Raw genomic sequence first — 23,287 nt, 5'->3', positions numbered from 1 at the left:
TCACTGCTCAAGGCAGCAAATCCTGAAGTTGCACGGTGCCGACATGCACCGGATCTTTCACCGTGCCGAGGGGGATCATGAACTGGCCAAAACCGCGCTTTTCCGAGGTTCCCAAATGCCGCACCAAAACCCCGCTGAAGCTGCCACTGCGTCCACTCGTGAGGTCCTTGTACTTGCCTGAATAAAGGCCTGTGGTGGAGGCTAGAGTGAGGGTGACGCCGTAGGGATTCAGAGGGCCAGCTTTTGGCATAACGATTTTCGCAGGTGCTTTCACGGCGAAGCTTTGGGAAAATGCGGCGAGGTTGAGATCGAGATCACCCATAAAGGAAAGTGCGGCCGAAGGCTGATCCAGGCCGGGAGATTCTAAAAGAGGATCGAAGTTTTCGACCTTTGAGTACTTGTTCCCTACCAGGGTCAGTGCTCGCAAAGGAACGCCACCCGGGAAGGTGGTATCACGGGTGCCGGCGAGGCGCGGCAACAGCAGACAATCCAGCGGGATCGTGGCCTCATTGAGGGGCGCAAGATCCTGCGTCGTGGGGTGAATACTCACCGCTCCCTGCAGGCTGCCTTGGTCCTTGTCCAGCAGTGCATGGAACAGCACGGTCTGCGCGGAAGTCGTCAGCTTGGATGCGCAGGTGAAGGTAGAACCATCACCTGCACGACCTGTCCACTGAGACGTTCCAGTTTTACTCACCTTCACTCGGGCAAAGCCCTCTGCTAATGGAGTGGCGCTGGGAAAGCCCACCGTGTAGTCGCCCGAAATAGCCCCCGCGATTTCCGCCGCTGGCGTCACCCGGTGGATGAGCAAAGCAGCAGGATCCGTCGGCGTTTCCTCACTGGAAGAAATTTCTTGTAGCGAACCTGTAATCACCGATGCGTTCGCACTTAAAGTTAGGCGGAGAGCGGTGAGAAAAGGTTTCTTGCGGGGGATGCTCACCGTTGCCTGGAAGCTGCCGGGATCTGCCACCTGCGTGTCCAAGGCCATCTTAAAGGCGTATCGTTGGTTAGCCACTTGGAGACTGCCGCTGGCGACGCCGGTGGGGGCCACGGTGAAGTCTAGTCGCCCACCCAAGTCGCCATTGCTGTGGCTCTCGCGTTCTACCAGGCCGATGTAGCTACCCTCAAATGGGGTTTTCTCAATCGTCAGGTACATTTCCTTTGCTGTGCTAAGGCCCACATCATTGCGGGCAAAAAAGGTGATCTTGAACGGCTGGTAAGTCTCCGTGGCAGCATCGTAACGACTTGTCTGAAGAGGGCGGCCTGTGATGCGGCCTGTGCTTGTATTCAGGCTGAGGCCTTTTGGCAGGCCCACGGCAGAGTAAGTTTTCGGGGCTTGGGTGGCACGCACTTCCGCCTCTACGGGTTCACTGACGAGAAGGGTGGTCGGCAGGGTGACTTCTTCGATCACTGGCACCTCATCCACGATGCTCACCCGCGTTGGGGATTGAAACAGAAATGGCGAGTGGTCGGGGGTATTCAGGGTCACCCGGCAGTCATAGTCACCGCTGTCCTCCAGGCTCGTCTGGGTGATCGAAAGAGTGGCCGTTGCAGCACCGCTGATAAGTGCGCCATTTTCTTGAAGCCCATTGGTGAGAGGCGTGCCATTTTTGCGCCAGAGGTAGCTGAGGGTGACCCCAGCCACTTTCGGGGCGGTCACCTTGCTCGCCAGTTTTACAGCGCCACCTTTTTTCAAACTGAGGCTGGGCAATGCCGGGGCCACCACAGCCACATGGGCTGGGGCCGATTCTTTGGAGGTGCTGCTGCCGCTGATCACGACGGAGTAGCTGCCCGCATGTGTGGCTGTGGCTGCCTCAGTGACTTGGTAGTGGTCTGCCCTCGAATTGGGCAGATTTGTTTTGCCCTTTTTCCATTGGTAAAACAGCGGTGCGCGGCCCAGTGCGGAGACGCTCAGCTCCAGCGCACTTCCTTGGTGGATGATCTGGGGCAGCGGCTGCTGCTGGATGAAGGGAGTGCGGTGCACCGTCACCGCCGCAGGCTGACTGGGCACGGAGCCTGCCGGATTCGTAACGATGACATCGTAGGTGCCTTCATGCCGAATCTCGGTCGCTGCAACGACCCATTCGGAGGCCGTCGCCAGCGGGATAGGTTGTTCATTTTTACGCCACTGATACCTTAGGGTACCTGTTCCTGTGGCGATCACCCGCAGTCTCAGTTCAGCCCCCTCACTCACCTGAGTCGTGGTGGGGTGCTGCGTGATGATGGGCAGATTCGCCACCGTCAGCGTGAAGCTGGCACTTCTTTGGGCGCTGCCATCGCTGGCTGTCAGGGTGATGAGGGTGGTGCCACTCTGACCCGGTGCTGGAGTAATGTTCAATGTGCGGATATTGTTCGTGCCGCCTAACAAGATGTTTTCGTTCGGCACCAGAGCTGTGTTGCTGGAGGCCGCCGTGACCGTCAGAGCTGAGGGGACCGATTCCGCATCCTGGACGTTAAAATTCACCGTTCCCGTGGCAGTGTTTTCGAATACATGCCGATCTATGAGGCCAGTGATAGTCGGGGCATCATTGATAGCATTCACGGTGAGGGAAAAGGTGCGCTCCACGGTCAGGGCCCCGTCAGAGACTGAAACGGTAATGGTGGCATTACCATTGCGGTTGGCAGCAGGAGTGATGACGAGGGTGCGGTTCGCCTCCGCCCCCCCGAGAGTGAAAGCTGCACTAGGCGTGAGTGTGCTATTGCTGGAGCGAACGGTCACCACTAGGGCACTGAGGGCCGTTTCCAGGTCAGCGATGGTGAAGGGGATGGCGGCAGTGGCCGTGTCTTCGTCCGTGGTCTGATTGGGGATGCTACTGATCGTGGGCGCATCATTAACGGCAGTCACCGTCAGGGTAAAAGTAAAGTTGCGACTGGCAGTGCCATCATTGACACGGATGGTGATCACAGAGCTGCCATTTTTATTCGGCAGGGGTGTCAAGGTGATGGTGCGGTCCTCCCCACTGCCGCCCAAGACGATGTTGGCCTCAGGGACAAGACTGGTATTGCTGGAAGTGGCCGTGAGGGTCAATTCCTCTGCAGGTGTTTCTACATCCGCGATGGTGAAGGGGAGCGCTGTTGTGGCACTGTCTTCAAGGATCGTCTGGGTGGTGAGACCCGTCACGGTTGGAAGGTCATTGACGGAGCGTACGGTGAGAGTGATCGGCACGGCAGTGGTGGTGGTGCCATCCCCCACACGCACGGTGATCGTGCTGGTGCCGAATCGGTTCGCCCTTGGGTAAATACTGAAGGTGCGTTCCCTTCCCGTGCCGCTCCCGACGGAGAGCGTTCCAAAGGTGAGATTTGTATTGCTAGAAGTGACGGAGACGGTGAGGTCTGCCAGCGGAGTCTCTACATCCCCAATGGTGAAGGGGATATTGAGTCCTAAATCATCTTCATTGATCGTGATATCCGTCAGACCTGTGATCGTGGGAGCGTTGTTCAGTCCGATGCCCGTGAGGAAAATATCAAACGGACTGTTATTCAGGTCGTTGGATTCGATGTGCAGGGCGGCAAAACGTTCCCCCAATGCCTTGGGGTTAAAGGTCACCGTCAGCGTGGCACTGGCCCCTGGAGCCAAGGTGGAAGGTAGGGTGGAAGCGGTGAAGTTGCTCGCTTGCGGGCCGTCTTTAGTCAGGATGAGTCCTGTCAGCGTCTGCGGTCCAGTGTTTCGCAGCCTGTAAGTGATGACGCTGCTGGAGGCATTCACCAAAACCCCCCCGAAGTCGGCTTTCTGCGCGCGGTTTCCCAAGGCAGTTCCAGAGGGCCGCTCGACCACGAGACTCGCCTGGGCGCTGCCGTAACGGACGATCTTTTCCACGAGGTAAGAGCTGCCGTTTTTCAGGCCTCCATAGGCCCGGCCCCGGGCGCGCACCCAGGAGTTTGCCGGGAGGTTGAGCCCCGTCATTTGCCAGCCTCCAGGCATGCGTGAGGCCCTCCCCAGGGGAGACCAGGAGTTGCCATTCCAGCTCTCGAAACTCACATGACTGATCTCAGCGGCGCTGCCACCGCGCAGCCACTGGATCTCATGGTTACCTGAGACGGTGAGTGATTCACTGACAGGGATATTGTTAGGCAGTCGGGCCAGGAATTGGCGCGAGACATTCCCGATCTGGCTGAAAATGCCGCCTGCCAAAATGCTGCCATCTTTTTGCAGGCTCAGCCCATGCACCCAGTTATCGCTATCGGGGTCGAATTGCGGGTCCAGACTGCCATCCGAGAAAAGACGAGCGATGTGGCGGCGGCGGATGCCGTTCACTTCCGTAAACTGTCCAGCGATGAGGATTTTCCCATCGGCTTGGAGGATCATGCTTTCGATGAGGCCATTGACCTTCGGCGCAAAGGCCAGATCCAGGCTGCCATCGGCATGCACACGGGCGATTCCCTCACGTGTGATGCCGCCGACGGGTTCCATGTCACCTCCGATGAGGATCTTGCCATCTGGCTGAATGGCCAGAGTATTCACCGTGAGATCTGAAAACCAAGAACTGCTGCCTGCGCTCATGAAGCTAGTGTCCCGATTGTGATCGGGTAGGAAACGGACCAGACCTTTTTTACCATCAGGCGTGATGAAGTAGCCCCCCACGAGGTAACACCCATCTTCTTGCAGGGCTAGGGCATTCACATAGCTGCCCACTCCCATGTTCTGGGTGGTCACCTGACTGCCATCGGCGGAAAAACGGTACACATTCCCAAAGGATTCATTGGTGGATGAGTTTCGCAGCCTGATGGAGGCAATGATTTCACCTGTGGGGTAGATGATCATGCTATGGCCATCATTGAATTCGCTCCGGCCCACGAAGGTTCCATCGTTAGAACCGCTGGTAGTCCAGCGTTTGACCGTCTTAGAGTACCCAAAGGTGGACTGTGTGGTCAGCAGCTTGCCATCAGGCATCATCGCCGTTTGGTTGATACGGAAAGAGTCACTGAAAGGGAGGCTGGCCAGTCCTGTCTCATTCACCCATGCCAAGTCTGTCGCGGCGGTGCTGTGATTGATGGAATCCAAGTAACCTACCAGCAGGATGCGGCCATCGGGGTGCTGTGTCGCCGCATATACATAAGATCCTTCGATGGCCAAATTCAGTGTGGGATCTTCATGCACACCCGTCCCGGTGAGTGCCACGCGAAAGGGACGTTCATCCGCATCGTTGCTGGAAATGAGAAGGGTGCCTTCTCGGCTGGAGGCCCCCTGCGGGGTGAAGGTGACGGTGAAGGTGGTGCTGGCCCCAGCGGCGAGGGTGGTGACGGCCGGGCCGCTGATGCCAAAGTCGCTCCCTTGCTCGCCAATAACCGTGATGGCAATGTTGGTTAGATCAGCCGTGCCGGTATTGCGCAGGGTCAGTTCTTTAGCAGCACCTGGGACCAGCCAGTTCTGCGTGCCAAAGCTGAGGGTGTCCTGGTGATCTGTGAGGCTACCCTGGCCCGCCGCCTCCACTTCCAGTTCGGCCACCGCCGTGCCGTAGCTGTGGATTTGCTCTGCATGCCAGGAGCTGCCACTTTGGGTGCCGCCCTGTACACGGCCCTGGGCCCGGATCCAGGAACTGCCGGGAAGCGTCAGCCCGGTGAGCTGCCAGCCGCCCGAAATCGCGCTGGCTTTCCCGCAGGGCTGCCAGGTGAGGGTGGCATTGTCCCAGACATCGAAGGTCACTTTTTCCACTTCCGGGGCACTGCCGCTCCGCAGCCACTGGATCACGCCCGTGCTGGAGTTGGCCGTCAGGCTTTCAGCCGGTGGCTCTGCAGGGATGATGCGGGCGATGCCGCTGCGGGGAATGCCTCCCACGGTGGTAAAGTCACCACAGAGAAGGATGTGGCCGTTTTTTTGAAGACTGATTCCATAGCAAATTCCGCCTGCCTGGGTGGGCAACAGGCTGGTGAAGCTACCATCCGCAGCCAGCTGGCTGAAAGAGCTGACAATGCTGCCTCCCGCTTGCAGCGCCAGGCAAGATCCTACGGAGCCTGTAGTTGTAAATTGGGTGTCCAGGCTGCCATCCGCATTCAGGCGGGCCAGGGAGCTGCGCGCGATGCCATTGATATGAGTAAAACCGCTGCCTAGCAGGGTTTTCCCCTCTGGCAGTGTGTGGAGACACAGCACTCTTCCGGTCACATTGGCGATGGCAAAGGTAGGATCGCGCGTGCCATCCGCGTTCAGTTTCATGACCTTGTATTCGTTGGAAAATTGACCGGAAACCACCACTTGCCCGTTAGGCAGGCATTCCAGATCTTGCACGCTCTTGATGTTCGTGCTGGCTGCATTGAAAGAAGTGTCCAGCGTGCCATTCGTCTTCAGCCGTGCCAGCCGCCCATGCGTGGTCTGACGTTCCACATTGAGAAAATCCCCGCCTATAATCACCTTGCCATCTTCCTGTTGGGCTAGGGCATCCACTGTGGAACGATCAATCATGCCGTTGCCCATGTCACTGCTGACACCCGTGGCAAAGCTGGTGTCCAGGGTTCCATCGGCGTTTAGCCGTGCGACTCGATTGCGGGGTGTGCCGCCGATGTGGGTGAAATCGCCCCCAAGAATGATTTTGCCATCGGCCTGCACCATCAGGCATTTCACCCCACTGAAATCGGTGGGAAAAATGGGAGGATCCGAAAAACCTGTGACATCAGGGTCAAAGGTCAGGTCCACAGAGCCATCGGGGTTCAGGCGTGCGAGGCGGTTTCTAGCGATCCCTCCCACCTGAGTGAAATCACCGCCGATGAGGATTTTCCCGTCCGCCAAGGGCACTGCTACATGCACCGTGTCATTCGCATTGGGATCAAAGGTCGCATCCAGCACCTGGGCCTCGGCTAAGGGCACCGTGGTTAAAAAGGCTAGGAAGCCGAGCAGTACAAAGCGGCGACTGGGGGGCAAAGACATCATGAGCTTCCCCTATATCGGCAAATTCAGGAGGGGAGGCAATCATAATATGGCAGAGACTTATCCAGGGTATTACCATTAGAAGCTGGGCGTGGAATTCCCATCACCCACCTGGAGCGGTGAGGGGTCTGCCATTATCCTCGGACCCGAGTTGGATGAGGAAGGGCACTGCTGTGCGTGCCCATTCTTCGGGGGTGGGGTAGCCGTCGGCGGATTCGCCAAAACAACTGCGCAGCATGTGGGTATCAATGATCCCCGGGTTCAGTGGAATCACAGCCACCTTTCCGCCTGTTTCTTGAGCCACCGCCTGGGACAGACCTTCGATGGCGTACTTCGTCGCACAGTACGGAGCGACTTCGGGGGAAGTGCTGCGGCCCCAACCGGAAGAAAAATTGACGACCACCCCGCTGCCTCGTTTCAGCATGGCGGGCAAAAGATAGCGCATCACGCTGGCAGTGCCTTTGACATTGATGTCCACCACCCGGCTAAATTCCTCGGACGAAATCTCCCACAGCGGTGCATTGGCATTGACGATGGCGGCGTTGTTCAGCACCAGATCCGGCACGCCTTGTTGGTCCAAGACGCTTTGGCAAAAGGCCCGGACTTCGGCGTCATCCGCCACGTCACAGGCCATGAAGTGGTGTGGGGCAGGGAACTGTTGTTGCAGTTGCGCCACCTTTTCGGCATCGCGGGCACAGCCCACGACGGTCCAGCCGCGTGCGCTGAATTCCTGGATCATGGCGCGGCCTAGCCCACGGCTGCAGCCTGTGATGAAAACAAGTTTTTGAGAATTCATGACCATTCCTGGGGTATTCCTCCATTGGATGCCTTAAAAATTGAAAAAGAAAAGCGCGCCCAGCCATTCGCAAAAAGCCGTATTCGCCTTTACCCAAACACCACACTCCCACTATGATGAACGCTCCCATGCCCACCGTTCAAACGACGGCCAACGGCCGCAAATTCCCGAAGTTCGATCTCTATCGTCTTCTTCATACCGTTTTTCAGCCCACTTTTGGCTGTAAAATTTGTATCCTCATTGATCTCCCTGACCTGGCCGAGGCCAAGGACATGGCCTTTTTGAACAATCCCGCCCGCGCCGTCCAGCGCAATGCCCATAAGCACTTTTACCTGGGGCTGCAAAACGGCGTCATGGAAGAACTGGCGATGAAGGGTGGCGAAATCTACGCCTACACCCAGACGACGGGAAGCAATCTGGATCTGCCTGATGAATGCGTGGACATGGCGGGCAATCCGCTGAGCCTGGAGAAGGACATCTACACGAACTATGACATCATTCTCTGCATCTCCACTTTCTCCGCCACGGCGCCTTTGACCGCCTTTGCGAAGCAGTATGGTTTCCGTGGTGCCACCCTGCACGGTCTCAATGACATCATTTTGAATACCGGTCTGGCCGTGGATTACGATGAAGTCAGCCGAGATGCGGAAAAACTGCGTCTCGCCATGACTCAGGCTGACTCGGTGGAAATTGATTTCGCCCTCGAAACCGGCGAGGTGCTCACCGCCAAGCTGGAGCTCAGTGGTCAGGAAGCCCAGAAGAGCCACGGCCTCTGCCGTGGCACTGCGCCAGATGTCGCCAACTTGCCTGCTGGCGAAGTCTATTTCGTTCCGACCGGTGCGGAAGGTTTTTTCCCCATGAAGTATGAAGACGGGACCCTGGGCAAGCTCACCGTCACCGGCGGCTGCATCATCAAGAGCGAGCTCATCGCCGGCGATCAGGCCACCATTGACGCTCACAATGCCAAGCTGCTGGACGATCCAATGACGGGCGTTCTCGGTGAACTCGGTTTCGGCACGCAGGTGCTGCCGGTCTCTGGCGCGGACATCCAGGACGAAAAAGTTCTAGGCACCTGCCATTTGGCCACAGGTCGTGACGACCATCTCGGCGGTCACATCACCCCCGCCCAGTTCAAGCGCCACCAGAACGCCACGCATGATGACATTTTGTTTGCGCCTCACAAGACGCCGAACTTTGACATCAAACAGGTGCGCATGAATCGCGGTGGCCAGCAGGAAATCCTCATCGAGCACTTCCAGCCCGCTAAGTACCTGCTGGATGCGCTCGCCGCTGAGTAATCCGGTCTAATCAACTTTAAAGCCCTGCTTCCAGATCGGAAGCAGGGCTTTTTGTTGGAGAACATCCTGTTCTAGTTCTTCTTGGGTGCGAAAGCCTCCAACATATGCTCGCCAGAAACGGCTTTTTCTGCATGCTTTGGCCCATCATGCTTATTCGCAATGCTAGCCGCTATAAGGGGTATCCGGCTTCGGAAGAGATCAGGGCTTTGCTTGAGACACTTCAGCCGTGGGAGTTTCGGCAATGGGTGGAGAAGATTTCAGTGTCTCGGCATTTCCAGGTCAATCCTGACAGTAACGAGCAAACGGCTTACTGGTTGGCGCAGACATTAAAGTCCTGGGGATATGATGTGAAGTTTCAGGGCCGCTACCGCAATGTGGTGGCTACGTCTCCAGGCGTCGGCAAGCAAGCCGTTTTGGTGGGCGCTCACTATGACAGTGTGCCCATGACGCCAGGAGCCGATGACAATGGCAGTGCTGTGGCGGCCATGCTCGGCTGTGCCAAGGCCTGTGCTCAATTTCTGCCGAGAATCCCGGTGGTGTTTGTTGCCTTCAACTGCGAGGAGGATGGCCTGCTGGGGAGTTCAGACTGGGTCCATTCTTTTCTCCCAGCTTGTGGTTATGAAATCATCTCCAGCCATATTTTGGAAATGGTCGGTTATGCGAGCAGCGAGCCGGGGTCTCAAAAAATACCGCCAGGATTGCCAATCAAATTGCCGGACCGTGGCGACTTCATCGGATTGCTGACAAATCGTTCAGGGGCTGCGTTGATGGCAGATTCTCTCAATGGCCTTCGCACCTACTGTCCGCAATTGCCCGCCTACGGATTGGAGGTGCTAATCGGGCTTGAGCGGTTCTTTCCCGTGCTGCATCGAAGCGACCATTCACCCTTCTGGAAGTCACGTATCCCCTGTGTCATGTGGACGGATACTTCTGAATTTCGCAATCCCCATTATCATGGCGAGAGTGACTTGCCCCACACCCTCAACTATGAGTTTCTCACGAATGTCTGCCGCGCCTTAACCGCCGTGGTTCTGCGCTCCGCCACGACGATGTGAATCATTTTCTAAAGGTAGTCAGGACAATTCCAGATTTTACCTAACTGCTCACATCCCCGGAAACGAGAGCTTCAGATCCAGGGGGTCATCCATCTTTTGCTGAAGGGCGAGGAGCTGCTGGAACAAATTTTTAAGACGGGGCTGCTGAGAGGGTTGGGCGGCGAGGTCGCGGAGTTCTTCGGGGTCTTCGGCCACATGGTAGAGGCGGAGTTTTTTGGCTTCAGGATAGGCGATGAGTTTCCAACCATCGGCCAGGATAGCACGCTGGAGTTCCAGGTAGGCTCCATATACTGGGCTGGCGGTGGCCTGGGTGGACTGGCCGCGGATCAGCGGCAGTAGGCTCTGAAACTCGACCTCGTCAGGCTTGCCGCCGGCGAGGTCCAGGCTGGTCGCCATGACGTCCTGAAGATAGATGGGGGCGCTGATCTTGCCGGGTTTCACTCTGGGCCCTTTCACCAGGAAGGGGACACGCAGGCTGTGCTCATACATGTTTTGTTTGCCTAACAAACCATGCTTACCCACGGCGAGTCCATGGTCGGCCGTGAAGAAGATCCAGGTGTTGTCGGCCTGGCCGCTGGCCTCCAGGGCGGTGAGCACCCGACCAATCTGGGCATCAAGATGGGTGATGAGGGCGTAGTATTCGGCACGGTGGGTCTTAATGGCGAACTCCGTGCGCGGGAAGGGGGCCAGTTTTTCATCCCGTAGGCTGGGGCCGCAGCCCATCTGCTTTTGGTAAGGATACTCGGGCTGGTAGCTGGCAGGAATCTGGATGCGATCCAGCGGATATTTGGCCACATACTCGGCCGGGGACTGACGGGGATCGTGCGGTGCATTGAAGGCTACGTACATGAAGAAAGGCTGGGCCTTGCCGACTCCGCTTTGGAAAAAACCGATGGCGTCATCCGCGGTGACCTCGCTCCAGTGTTTACTGCCCTGCCAATAACCACCGAGGTCCGTGTCGGACGGGTTCCAGGCATCGGGCTGGCCTGCGATGGGGCGATTGTAACTGGCAGGTGTGTCTTTGGGCATGCCAGAGCGGACGGTGCCTGTGCGGGTGAAGCACTTTTCCGCCTGCACCGCGACGTGCCATTTGCCGGTCATGAGGGTCTCGTAACCACGTGCCGCCATGAGTTGCGGCCACAGTTTGCCCTCAGCTTGTGCCTGGGGCAGAGCCACCTTTTGCGCGCGCCACACATGCTTACCCGTGTTGAGCATGGTGCGGCTGGCCACGCAGACGGCACCGCTCCAGGAGCCCATGTTGTAGGCGTGGGTGAAGACCTTGCCGCTTTGAGCTAGGCGATCCAAATTCGGCGTCTCAATGTCCGTTTTTTCAAAGGCGCGGATGGCATCGTAGGTGAGATCGTCGGCAAAAAGAAAGAGGATGTTGGGTTTCTCCGCCGCGCTGAGGCACGTGTGCAGGAGACAGGCGCAAAAGAGCAGGAGCTTCGATTTCATGTGGATAGAACAAACGACCGAGAATCCTGGTCATTTCAGCGCATCGGTCTGGCGTGCTGTGTGCTTGTTTAAACCTTGAACATCATCTACTGGAAAGCATGACTCCCCCACCTGCGACTGATACCAAGCGTCCCGAAGAAGTGGTGATCCTCGGCGGTGGTTTTGCCGGGCTGACCTGTGCCAAGGAACTGAATGATGCGCGCTACCATGTCACTCTGGTGGACCGGTGGAATCATCACCTTTTCCAGCCCCTCCTTTATCAGGTGGCCACGGCGGGACTTTCCACCACAGAGATTGCCCAGCCGCTGCGCTCCATTTTGGCCGAGCATAAAAATGTGACGACGCTCATGGATGAGGTCACGGAGATTGATCTGCCGAATAAAAAGGTGGTCATGAAAGGCCACACGCTGGCCTATGATCACCTCGTCATTGCACTGGGTGCCAAGACGGGATTTTTTGGTCGCAATGAATGGGAGCCTTTCACCTTGGGGCTGAAGAGCCTGGAGGATGCCATGGACATCCGTCGCAAGGTGTTGCTGGCTTTTGAAAAAGCTGAGGCCACCAATGATCCGGCGGAAACGAAGCGACTGCTGACCATGATCGTGGTGGGTGGCGGGCCCACAGGTGTCGAGATGTCGGGGTCTCTGGCGGAGCTGGCCAAAGTGGTGCTGCGTGAGGACTTTCGCCGCATTGATCCCACCCAGGCGCACGTCCACCTCATCGAGGCGGGACCGAAGTTGCTGCCGATGTTTTCGGAAAGCCTAATCAACTATACTCGCGAGCACCTGGAGGAGATCGGCGTCACCGTGCATCTCAATTGCCCGGTCAAGGAAGTGGGGAAAGGCTACGTCATCGCGGGTGAGCAGCGCATCGAGGCTGACATTATCATCTGGGCCGCTGGCGTGGAGGCCAGCCCGGTTACCAAAACGCTCGCAGGCGTGCCGCTGGATCGCGGTGGGCGCATCCAGGTGCAGCCAGATCTCAGTCTGCCGGGTTACCCGCAGGTCTATGCGGCGGGGGATCTGGTGGCCCTCACTGATGTCAAAGGCGTGCGTGTCCCTGGGGTGTGCCCAGCGGCTATCCAGATGGGGCAGCACATCGCCAAAGTCATCAAAGAAGGCGACCGCATCCCTTACGCCTATTGGGATAAAGGCAGCATGGCTACCATCGGGCGCAAGGCGGCGGTGGCGATGTTTAAAGGCATGAATTTCAGTGGCTTTTTCGCCTGGCTCATGTGGCTCTTTGTCCACCTGCTGTTCCTGGTAGGCATGCGCAATCGCGCCGCTGTTTTCCTGCACTGGGTGTGGGGCTATTTCACCTGGCAGCGCGGCGCGCGCATCATCTTGAACCGAGACGAATAACCTTACTTTTGCCGCATGGCCCGCACATGGGCCAGTGCCGCCTCCGTCATGAAGGCACTCGCTTCCGGGCTGCTTTTGTGACCTGTCAGTGGCATGGTGTGCAGGGTTTTCGGCATGGTGAGAGCATTGTAGGCTGCATAGACGCTGCTGGGTGGGCACACGGTGTCAATGAAACCGACGGTCACGGCGGCTCCCTGGCACTTGGCGCGAGTGGCGAAATTGACGTTGTCAAAGTAGCGCGCTGTTTGCAGCTCGGCCTCCATGGCCTTGCCATCGGTGACGGTCACCAGTTTGGGCCAGCCATTGATGCGACCTGCGGAGATGCCCGTGTGGTCACAACCTGCCGGCACGCCCGCGCAAAAGAAGGTGACGCGTGGGTCCAGCCCTGCTGCGGCAAAGGCCTGGAAACCACCCTGGCTGCTGCCATAGACGATGAGCGTCTTGCCATCCCACTCCGGCTGCGCGGTGAGGAAATCCAGCGCGCGGATGACGCGGAGGAACATGCCTTTGAAGTAGCATTTTTCGCGATCATCCCGGCCCTGAAAGCGGTAGTCCTTCAGAGCGCCTGCGGCTTGCTCATCGTAAAAAGCCTTGGGTTTGCCATTCGGCAGTCCATGGGCATTGATATCCAGGGACAGCATGCCGCCTTCACGTTCCGACCACGCCACAGCGCCCAGGCTGGAACCGCCGACCCCGGCACCGTGCACGAAGAGGATGGCGGGGTAGCTTTTCGCCTTCGCATTTTTGGGCCTTCCGTAGTAGCCGGAGACTGGGGCCCCCAGGCAGGTGATCTGGGCGTCAAACGCATCCACTTTCGGCACAGGGCTATCCACGGGGGTCAGGGTGGACTTCATCTCCACTTGAGCCAAGGCAGCTTTTTGGGCGGACCAAAAAGCGTCGAAGTCATCCGGCACAGGCAGACTCGGCTTGATTTCCTGCGGGCTGAATCCAGCGCTGGCCTGGGCGAAATCCTTTTGGCCTGCGATGCTCGCACGCAGCAGCAGAAAGCCGGGTTCGCCCAGTGTCCCAGTCAGTGAGGCTTTGCCGTCCTGGATCTGGAGGATCTCCTCACGTTTGGGGTCCACTCCATCTTTGGAGAGGAAGCACTGGATCTGTCCCTGGGCCAGCGGCTTGCCAGCCTGAGTCACAGTCAGGTCAAACTGGGCCGTCTCCCCCGTCTGATACAGGGCCTGCGGACGGTCGGTCACGGCTCGAATGACGAGAGCGGGCGTCTGGGCGGTGGCCGAACAGGCTAGAGCGAGGTAAAAAAAAGTGCGTAACATGAGCGCAAAACAACGCGGCTGAAGCCGGAGATCTGTCGCTGGATACCTCCTGACGGATGGACCCACCCGATTCTAGCTGAACATTTAACAAAGTTTTACAGTCAAAGCGCTGGCTTGACCCTGCCTCCCAGGCGTTGCAGGATTCCAATTAAGCGCGGAATGCTGCGCTTTTCCCCATCATCATCATGATAACCCCTGCCGCACGCCTTGCATGAGTTTGCCGGATATCGCTGGACATGAATTGCAGGACTTGATCGGCAGCGGGCGCTGCGGAGCTGTTTACCGGGCGAGCTCCGGCGGCAAGGCCTGTGCGGTGAAGGTTTTTTCCTCCATGGCCATCAACCGCAAGGCCCTGGCTACGGCCCTTGGGGCATTGCAGCAGATGCCCCATCACCGCGGGGTGCTACCCGTAGAAAATTTTAATTTTGATCGCAGTCCCTATTATGCCGCCATGCCCCTGGTAGGCATGATGGTGAAGGACGCGCAAGGCCGCCGCCTGTGGCAGACGCCGACGCTGGAGTCCCTGTGCAATCAGCCGAACCCTGACCAAGCCTGGAACTGCATCTACCAGCTCTCCGATGCCCTGGCGTGGCTGCATAAGCACGGCATCCCGCATGGAAACCTGCGACCCTGCAATGTACTGCTGGAAGACGATGCAGAGGCGAGCATCCGCCTCACCGACATGGCGCAGGGCTGGGTGGGCGGCATCCATCACCTGGAACTGACGGACCATTTTGTTCATCTGTGCCCAGAGCAGGCGGAAAATCCAGAAGGCGTCTTCAATGGCTACGGCGCGAGCTGGGACGTGTACAGCTTTGGCGTCTTGGCCTTTCGCCTTTTGACCGGGCAACTGCCCCGGGGTGCCCGCGCCTGGGCAGAGCAAGTGAGCTCGGTGCAGAAAAAAGCCGCCACAGGGCTCGCTTACGGGATTGATAGCGCGGCATTGATCACTGCGGTACGCGCGCAGCCGAAGATCGTCTGGCCAGAGGCTCCTCAGTCCAAGTGGGATGAACGCCGCCGTAACATCATCGAGCGGGCTTTGGATCTGAATCCTGCGGCCCGCTGGACGGACATGCGCGAAGTCGTGCGTGAGTTTGAGGTGCTGGAGTCTGACTATCTGCTGGAGGAATCTCGTGAGCAGACCATTCATGAACGTAAGAAGCAGGCGCTGAAAGTGCGCATGCTTCAGGTCACCGTGCTCAGCCTTGTCACTGCGGCAGTGATGATCAGCACATACGCTTTCATGACCCTGCGCCGCGCGCAGAATGCCGAGGTCACCGTCGCTGAAAACAAGGTGGTTTTACAGCGGGAAATCGATGTGAGGGAAGGCAAGATTTCCACCCTCACCGGCCAGCGGGACAAAGCCATCGCTCAAAAGAAAACGGCGGATGCCAACCTGCAACATTCCCAGACAGCGGTGGATCAATTCCTCACGCAGTTGCTGGAATCCCCCACCAGCAATGAACTGGATACCGAGTTTTCCAAAGGCCAGTTGAGAGATGCTTTGGCCTTCTGCATGGCCGGGCTTCCTCCTCTGGAAAAAGACCCCGCTTTAGGCGTGGAGCGCCTGCGTGCGTATGGGAACATCGGCCAAATTCACCTGCGCATGCGGGATCATGAACAGGCACGGGTTTACCTGGAAAAAGCGCGTGATCAAGCTGCCCTCTTGCTCAAGGACGGGAAGGGGGATCCTCAACTGCCCTTGTTTCATCAATGGTTCGGCAAATACAGCCTGCTTCTCTCGGATCTGGCCAATCGTAAAGGCGAGCGCGCGACCTCGCTGGCCTACCTGCGAGATGCCACCACAAGCCTCACGGAAGGCCTCGCCGCAGATTCAAAAAATCGCCTCGCGCGCAATGAGTGTGCCCGCGCCTGGATGGAGTATGGGCTGCGCATGCAGGAGAGTGGGGACCTCAATGAAGCAGAAAAGGCCTTGGCTCATGTGCCCGAAGTTTTGGACCCGAAACTCATCGGGGCGGAACCGATTCCTGATGAACGTTTCCTCCTCTCACGTTCCAAATTTGCCAAGGGCCTGGCCCAGCGGGATGCTGGCCGTGTGCAGGATGCGCTGACCACCCTCATTGATGCGGTAACGGAAATGGGAGAGCTGGTCATGGGCTCCTCCCCACGCAATCAAGAGCAGGCGCTGATGCTGGCAGATGCCTACACCGAGCTTGCGGAATTGATCGGCAAAAGCATCGGTGCCAAAGAAGCCCGGGAAGCCCATCAGCAGGCCATCCCCATCCTGTTGGAGCTGAATCGTCTTTTACCTGAATGGGCGGAGGTGAAGTATCTCCTGGCCAAGAACTATGGTGGCCTCTCTCTGCTGGAGCGGGACGATGGCAACAACAATGACGCCATCAAAAAGAAGCAGGATGCCATGGAGCTGCTGAATGAGATCCTGGTGGATGAACCGGACAATCTGAACTTCGGCTTTCTCCAGGCTAAGCTGCGCGGTGAGTACGCGGAGCTAATGTCTGACCTTGGCAAGCCCAGCGCGGCACTGCCCATCGTGCAGCAGGCCGTCACTTCTCTGGAGACAATCCTTGCCAAAGAGCCCGATGCACGCCTGACGCCGCAGCGCAAGTCCCAGGAGATACAACTGGCTCAACTCTACGGCGTGCTGGGGCATACCAGTCAATCCCTCAGCAAGAAAGAGGAGGCGAAAAGCGCCTTCGGTTTCGCGGTGAAGAGATGGGAAAAACTTGCCGCGCTCATCCCCGGGGATGACATCATCCAGCAGGGTCTCATCTGGGCCAAAGACCGCCTCACCAAGCTGAAATAACTTCTCATGCCTTCCACCGCTTACGATCAGCTCCAATCCCTCGTCCAAGAGGTCAGCCTCCTCACCTCCACGGAGGCCACGCTTTCCTGGGATCAGGAGACATTTATGCCCGCGAAGGCTCTAGGCCATCGCGCCCGGCAGATGGCTTACCTGAATGGCAAGGCACATGCCCTCGCCACAGGCACGGTTTTTCGCAAGCTCTTGGAAAAAGCCGAGTCTGAAAAACGCCGCCAGCCCAAGGCGCTCGCGAACCTGCGCGAACTCCGCCGTGACTATGACCGGGCGGTAAAGCTGCCACAAAAGCTCGTCATCGAGGAAAGCGAAATCTGCGCCCATGGCAAAGCCGCCTGGGCAGAGGCGCGGAAAAAATCGGACTTCAAAGTCTTTGCCCCGCATCTGCAAAAACTCGTCACCCTCGCACGCAAGAAGGCGGATCTCTGGGGCTACGCCGATGAACCTTACGATGCTCTTTTGGAAACCTATGAGCGCGGAGCCCACACGGCTGAAGTGGCGGCCTTGTTCACGAAGCTAAAGCCCGAGCTTACCCAGATTGCCCGGCAGGCTGTGGAGCAGAGTGCAGCAGTGAAGCCTAACCTCTTGCGGGGTCATTACCCGATTGAAAAGCAGCAGATCCTCAACGCTGAAGTGGCCGCGAGTCTGGGTTTTGACTTTGAGGCGGGTCGCATTGACACCACCGCCCACCCTTTCTGCACCACCCTGGGCCCGGCAGATATTCGCCTCACCACGCGTTATGATGAGGCGGACTTCACCTCCTCACTTTTTGGCGTCATGCATGAGGCAGGCCATGGTTTGTATGAACAGGGGCTGCCTCAGGATGATTTTGGCCAGCCTTCGGGCCGGGCTTGCTCTCTGGGTATCCATGAATCTCAAAGCCGTCTTTGGGAAAATCATGTGGGCCGCTCCCGCAGCTTTTGGGAAAGGTGGTTGCCGCGCACGCAAGAAATATTCCCTCACCTGAAGAAGATCAAGCTGGAGAACTTTCTCCGTGCCATCAACCGCGCTGAGTATTCCTTCATTCGTGTGGAGGCAGACCAGGCGACGTATGACCTCCATATCCTCCTACGCTTCAGCATTGAACGCCGGATCATCAGTGGTGAACTGGCCGTGAAAGATGTGCCGGCTGCGTGGAATGCCGAGTTTGAAAGTTTGTTCGGCATGGTTCCGCCGGATGATGCCCATGGCTGCCTCCAGGACATTCATTGGAGCATGGGCGGCCTCGGTTACTTCGCGACTTACACCTTGGGTAATTTGAATGCAGCCCAGCTTTTTGGCACCGCTCGTAAGCAGAAGAAGATCGCCACCGCCCTCGACAAGGCCGACTACGCCCCGCTTCTGGCCTGGTTGCGTGAAAAGGTCCACTCCCAGGGCGGCACGCCACTGCCTGGCGAGATCATGGTTCATGCCACTGGCAAGCCTACGGATGCCAAATGGCACCTCAAACATCTGCGTGACCGTTTTGCGGAATGACGCGGCGGATCGTGGATTGTTAAGTTTCCACAGGATGTCGTGGGAAAGATATCGCCTGAGTTTCCTCTGTCGGCCATTGGATGCCCTAGGGGTGTAGGGTGGCCCAGTCATCTTATAAAGCGATTCATCAAGATTGCCTTTGCTAAAGTTGTTGATGCAATTTATTTGCGTTAATAACTCCATGCTGGTCACTTTAATCACGGGCTTTTTAGGCTCAGGGAAAACCACGTTGCTGCGCCGACTCCTGCGGGAGGTGGGGCCGCTGAGGCTGGGCGTCATCGTCAATGACATGAGCCCGCTGGAGGTGGATGGTGACCTCATTCGTGAAGGGAAGCGGGTCTCGGAAGCGGCTGGGACTTTGGTGAGCTTGGCTTCAGGTTCCATCAGCGGCAGTCAGCAGCAGGCCTTTGAGCACGCACTGGATGCCTGGGCCGGGCGCACGGACCTGGATCACGTCATCATCGAAACCTCTGGCAGTGCGCACCCGTGGCCTTTAGTTGAGGCCATCTCCCGCCGCGCTGCTTACACCCTGGGCCAACTGGTGACCCTGCTGGATGCGCGCACGATGACTGAGGACTACGAGGCGGGCCGTGGGCTGATGGATCGGCTCGCCCGCCATGAAAAACACGGGCAGCGGGGGCTTGAAAATCTGCTGGCAGAGCAGATCCAGTGGGCCAGCACCCTGCTGCTGACCAAGACGGACCGGGTGACACCGAGCGACGTGGATTCCCTGCAGGAATGCCTGGGAAAGTTGAATCCGGAGGCGGCGGTGCATCGTGTCTCTCACGGCCAAATATCTCCTTCTCTTTTGTTAGGTGGAGCTTCTTACGATCTACACCGGGCACAGGAAATGGCCCGTGTGCGATGGGGGGACGCTTTGGCAGGGGTGGGTGAGGCGGCGGCCTATGATCTGGGTAGCTCGGTGGTGTGTGATGCCCGGCCCCTGCACCCACAAAGGCTGTGGGATTTATTTCATCATCAGTTAGGTGTGGGTATTCACCGCAGCAAAGGCTTCCTGTGGATGGCCTCCCGGGATGAACAAGTGCTGTTATGGAACCAGGCCGGCGGTGGGCTGAGCCTAGAACTGCTGGCCTACTGGAAAGCGGCCCTGGTGAAAGATCCCTTGGGAAAATTATTGCCGGAAGAGATCGCCCATCTGGAGCAACAACTGAGCGCCCTGGACCCGCGTTTTGGAGATCGGCTGAATGAGATCACCGTCATCGGCACGCAGCAGCACCGGGAGTATTTTGTGGGGCAACTGCAAACCTGCTTTTGCACGGAGGCTGAGATCCAGCACTGGCAGCAGGGTGGGCGCTTTCAAGACCCGTGGCCACAGGCCTTGAAAGCGCGCGGATAAACCGGATTACTTGGTCATCTCTTCCTGGATGATCTGCATGATCTTGGGTTGCAAAGCCTGGGCCTTGGAGGCACCCAGCTTGGCGGCTTCAGGCAGGACCTTGAGCTGCTTGACAATGACGGTCTGGAACTCGGGCTTTTCCAGCAAAGGCAGCACGGCATTGATCTCAGCGAGGGTGAGGTTCTGAGCATACAGCTCCACCAGTTCACCCTTCATTTTGTCCCAGCCGATTTCGGCTTTCATGAATTCCTTCACGCGACCGATGGCGACTTTGAATTTTTCCTTCTGGGCCTCAGGCATCTGGTCCACAGCACCCCCGAGGGCGGACTCAAAACCGGCGGTCATGGAGGTCTCATACTGCTCCTGCTGGTGCATGAGCTTGAACATTTTTTCGATCGCGGCTTGATGCTCTGGCTCCACAGCCATAGCGGGTGTCAAAAGGGCGATGGCAAGGAAAGCACAGGAAATGATTTTTTTCATAAGGAGAAATCGGAGGGAAGCGGTTTCACTCTATCTTGGCAATCTCAAAAGCGGCGAAAAGGCAGTCAGCGTTGATCCTACCGGGCATTTTTGCCTTTGAAGTCCTGCTTTTGATCTCTACCATACCCCTATGCTCCAGATCGTTTTTAATGACATCAGTGCCGCCGAGTTGTCACGGCTGCCGACGCAGATCCAGTTCCACATTCTGGAAGCGTTGAACATTCAATCCAGCGATCTGGATGAGAACACATTGGCAAAAAAATTCGGTGTCCTGGAGCGCGGGCCGAAAAAGAAACTCTATCGCTGCCGGGCGGGAGATCACCGCATCTACTTTGCTGTGAATGATGGCGATGTTCGCATCCACCGCGTGCTCCATAAAAATACCCTGGCCGATTTCCTCTTCCGTAGCAATCTGCCCGGTGGCGGGGAAGATGAGGCGCTGAGCCAGTCGAAGAATTTTTGGCAGCTCATTGATGAAGGGGCCAAAACCCTGAAAACGGTCTGATCCACCGAGGCAACAGCAAGCGGCATTGACTCTTTCCGCGGGGTCCTTTTAGCTGAGGCCATGCGTTTTCTTTTGCTGTCCCTCGTCCTCGCTGCCGTTCAGGCACTGGCCCAAGACTTCCCGCCGGCAGGCATTCAACAACTGGAAAAGGTGGTGGATGCAGCCGTCGCCAAAAAAAGCCCGGTGGGGGCGGTGGTGTGGCTGGAGCATGAGGGGCGCGCGCACACGCTGGTCAAAGGGGATCGTGCCCAGGTGCCCAGCATCGAGCCGATGACGGTGGACACTGTTTTTGACGCGGCCTCGCTGACCAAGGTCATAGCCACAGCTCCTGCGATCATGCACCTGTGGGAGCGAGGGAAACTGAATCTGGAGGCCCCAGTCAGCCGCTACCTGCCGGAATTTACCGGGGAGGGGCGCGAGGCCATCCTCCTGCGGCACCTACTCACGCATACTTCGGGTTTAAAGCCGGGCATCCCGCGAGACCCTGCGTGGAGTGGTTATGCCGAAGGCATCCGCCGGGCGACAACCACCGTGCCGGATGCACCCCCGGATAGCTTTTTCCGATACAGCGACATCAACTTCATTTTGTTAGGCGAGATCGTCCAACGGGTGAGCGGTGAGTCGCTGGATAGTTACGTGCAGAAGGCTCTTTTCACCCCTTTGGGCATGACCTCCACCCGCTTCCGGCCACCAGCGGAATGGCAGGCACGGCTGGCACCCACGGAGAAAGATGAAAAAGACTTGATGCTGCGCGGGGTGGTGCATGACCCCACCTGTCGGCGCATGGGCGGGGTGGCTGGGCACGCGGGCCTTTTTACCACGGCGGGGGATCTGGCCCGCTTTTCCCGCATGATCCTGCAGGGGGGAACGCTGGAGGGTGTGCAGATTTTCAAACCGGGCACGCTGGCCCAAATGCAACGGGTGCAGACCGCCGCGACGGTGACGGAAAGGCGCGGCCTGGGCTGGGACCTGGAGTCTCCCTACAGCCGCCCTCGGGGAGATCGCTTCCCCATCGGCTCCTTTGGCCACACGGGATTCACTGGCACCAGTCTGTGGCTGGACCCGTATTCGAAGACCTTCGTCATCTTCCTGAGTTCCCGCCTGCATCCGGATGGGAAAGGCAGCGTTCGGGATCTGTATGAGGAGATCGGCCGGGCAGCCGCGCGCTGTGTGCCTAAGTTTGACTTCGACAAAGTCGCCGGGGCGCTGCACCCGCGAGGCGCCGATGAAGTACCCAGCGTGCTGAACGGCATTGATGTGCTGAAGCGGGATGGCTTTGCCCCACTCAAGGGTCTGCGGGTGGGCCTGATCACCAACCAGACCGGCATTGATGCCGAACGCACGCCGACCATCGACCTGCTGGCCAAGGCCCCGGAGGTGAAACTGCGCGCCCTTTTCAGCCCGGAGCACGGCATCCGGGGGGCACTGGACCAGGAAAAAATCAAGGACGGGGTGGATGCCAAAACGGGCCGCCCCATCCACAGCCTGTATGGGGAACGCCGCGCGCCCACGCCGGAGCAACTGGCCGAGCTGGACGCGCTGGTCTTTGACATTCAAGACATCGGCTGTCGTTTCTACACCTACATCTCCACGCTGCGTCTGTGCCTGGAAGCTGCGGCAAAGTCGAACAAAAAGGTTTTCGTTTTGGATCGCCAAAATCCCATCGGCGGAAACGCTGTCGAAGGGCCAACGGTGGTGGAGAAAGAAACCTTCACCGCCACACACGCCATCCCCCTGCGCCACGGCATGACGGTGGGTGAGCTGGCGCAAATGATGAATGCGGAGCGCGGGATCCAGGCGGATCTGCAAATCATCCGCCTGGAGGGTTGGCAGCGGAAGTGGCTGATGGATCAAACCGGCCTGCCCTGGGTGAATCCCTCCCCCAACATGCGGCGGCTGGAGGCCGCGCTGCTGTATCCAGGCATCGGCCTGCTGGAATTTTCCATCAGCGTGGGCCGTGGCACGGACAGCCCCTTTGAGATGCTGGGAGCGCCGTATGTGAATGACCGCAGGCTGGCCCATGAACTCAATCAGTTAGGCCTGCCAGGGCTCCGGTTCATGCCAGTACGCTTTACCCCCACGACCAGTGTTTTTAAAGACCAGGTGTGTGGGGGAGTGCGGCTGGAAATCACGCAACGCAGTGCGGTGAGGCCGGTGCTCACGGGCGTCTCCATCGCAGCGGTTTTCCAGCGTTTGTATCCGAAGGATTTTGCCTTGGAAAAGGTGAACACCTTGCTGAATCACCCCGCACTATTGAAGGGTCTCAAGAGCGGAAAAACGGGGAAAGAACTATCGGCTCAGTGGGCGGCTGAGACCGCTGCCTTTCAGGCGCGGCGAGCAAATTTTTTGCTGTATTGATGCGATGGCGCGGCAGACTCACAGGGCCTCTTCGGCAGATGCCTGAAGGGCAGGGGGCAGCTCATGCCTTATGTCCCTGACGTGCTGAGTTCAAAAACGGGTTATGGAAATCGGCCTAAATCCATGCACACGCTGTAACCCGGCCTAACAATTCCAGTAAAGAGTGAGGAGGGCAGAGATCCCCGCCGTCTGGCGCAGTCCCTGCTTCTC

The 23,287-nt window shown here is 58.0% G+C and carries 13 protein-coding genes; 8 read left to right on the top strand and 5 right to left on the bottom strand.

All coding sequences use genetic code 11. The annotated features are described in order from the left end of the window. Positions 1-7: 7 nt before the first annotated feature. Both HNQ64_RS02640 and HNQ64_RS02635 read right to left on the bottom strand, forming a co-directional pair. Positions 8-6,859, bottom strand: coding sequence for a choice-of-anchor D domain-containing protein (locus HNQ64_RS02640; RefSeq protein ID WP_184205039.1), 6,852 nt, complete (start codon positions 6,857-6,859; stop codon positions 8-10). Positions 6,860-6,959: 100 nt separating this feature from the next. Continuing rightward, the gene (locus HNQ64_RS02635; RefSeq protein ID WP_184205036.1) at positions 6,960-7,652 is read right to left on the bottom strand and encodes an SDR family oxidoreductase; all 693 of its coding nucleotides are present in this window, start codon (positions 7,650-7,652) and stop codon (positions 6,960-6,962) included. A gap of 128 nt (positions 7,653-7,780) precedes the next feature. On the opposite strand from HNQ64_RS02635, the gene HNQ64_RS02630 reads away from it, so the two are divergent. Both HNQ64_RS02630 and HNQ64_RS02625 read left to right on the top strand, forming a co-directional pair. After that, the gene (locus tag HNQ64_RS02630) at positions 7,781-8,950 is read left to right on the top strand and encodes a M29 family metallopeptidase (RefSeq protein ID WP_246430917.1); all 1,170 of its coding nucleotides are present in this window, start codon (positions 7,781-7,783) and stop codon (positions 8,948-8,950) included. A 131-nt stretch (positions 8,951-9,081) separates the two neighbouring features. Further along, entirely contained in the window at positions 9,082-10,005 is a 924-nt protein-coding gene (locus HNQ64_RS02625; RefSeq protein WP_246430916.1) for a M28 family peptidase, read from the top strand. A gap of 48 nt (positions 10,006-10,053) precedes the next feature. Here HNQ64_RS02625 and HNQ64_RS02620 read toward each other — a convergent pair whose 3' ends face one another. After that, positions 10,054-11,460 carry a sulfatase-like hydrolase/transferase gene (locus HNQ64_RS02620; RefSeq protein ID WP_184205028.1) on the bottom strand — a complete coding sequence of 469 codons (1,407 nt, stop codon included), beginning with the start codon at positions 11,458-11,460 and terminating at the stop codon, positions 10,054-10,056. A 98-nt stretch (positions 11,461-11,558) separates the two neighbouring features. On the opposite strand from HNQ64_RS02620, the gene HNQ64_RS02615 reads away from it, so the two are divergent. Further along, complete coding sequence (locus tag HNQ64_RS02615) at positions 11,559-12,821, top strand: NAD(P)/FAD-dependent oxidoreductase (protein ID WP_184205025.1); 1,263 nt, start codon at positions 11,559-11,561, stop codon at positions 12,819-12,821. Between the two features lie 2 nt (positions 12,822-12,823). Here HNQ64_RS02615 and HNQ64_RS02610 read toward each other — a convergent pair whose 3' ends face one another. Beyond that, positions 12,824-14,104, bottom strand: a complete 1,281-nt coding sequence (locus tag HNQ64_RS02610) for an acetylxylan esterase (protein ID WP_184205022.1) — start codon at positions 14,102-14,104, stop codon at positions 12,824-12,826. A 211-nt stretch (positions 14,105-14,315) separates the two neighbouring features. On the opposite strand from HNQ64_RS02610, the gene HNQ64_RS02605 reads away from it, so the two are divergent. From HNQ64_RS02605 to HNQ64_RS02595, 3 genes are all read left to right on the top strand, one after another. Further along, on the top strand, positions 14,316-16,889 hold the full coding sequence (locus HNQ64_RS02605) for a protein kinase domain-containing protein (protein WP_184205019.1): 2,574 nt from the start codon (positions 14,316-14,318) through the stop codon (positions 16,887-16,889). A gap of 6 nt (positions 16,890-16,895) precedes the next feature. Next, entirely contained in the window at positions 16,896-18,377 is a 1,482-nt protein-coding gene (locus HNQ64_RS02600) for a carboxypeptidase M32 (protein ID WP_184205016.1), read from the top strand. Between the two features lie 181 nt (positions 18,378-18,558). Beyond that, complete coding sequence (locus HNQ64_RS02595) at positions 18,559-19,734, top strand: CobW family GTP-binding protein (protein WP_184205013.1); 1,176 nt, start codon at positions 18,559-18,561, stop codon at positions 19,732-19,734. Positions 19,735-19,740: 6 nt separating this feature from the next. Here HNQ64_RS02595 and HNQ64_RS02590 read toward each other — a convergent pair whose 3' ends face one another. Then, positions 19,741-20,214 (bottom strand): DUF2059 domain-containing protein, encoded by a 474-nt coding sequence (locus HNQ64_RS02590; protein ID WP_184205010.1) that lies wholly within the window; start codon positions 20,212-20,214, stop codon positions 19,741-19,743. 130 nt (positions 20,215-20,344) lie between these two features. Between HNQ64_RS02590 and HNQ64_RS02585 the strand changes: the two genes are divergently transcribed. Then, positions 20,345-20,719, top strand: a complete 375-nt coding sequence (locus HNQ64_RS02585) for a type II toxin-antitoxin system RelE family toxin (protein WP_184205007.1) — start codon at positions 20,345-20,347, stop codon at positions 20,717-20,719. Positions 20,720-20,779: 60 nt separating this feature from the next. Beyond that, positions 20,780-23,077, top strand: a complete 2,298-nt coding sequence (locus tag HNQ64_RS02580) for an exo-beta-N-acetylmuramidase NamZ domain-containing protein (RefSeq protein WP_184205004.1) — start codon at positions 20,780-20,782, stop codon at positions 23,075-23,077. The last annotated feature ends 210 nt before the right edge of the window (positions 23,078-23,287 follow it).

The organism is Prosthecobacter dejongeii (assembly GCF_014203045.1).
Lineage (GTDB): Bacteria > Verrucomicrobiota > Verrucomicrobiia > Verrucomicrobiales > Verrucomicrobiaceae > Prosthecobacter > Prosthecobacter dejongeii.
This window is presented reverse-complemented; position numbering and strand designations above follow the sequence as displayed.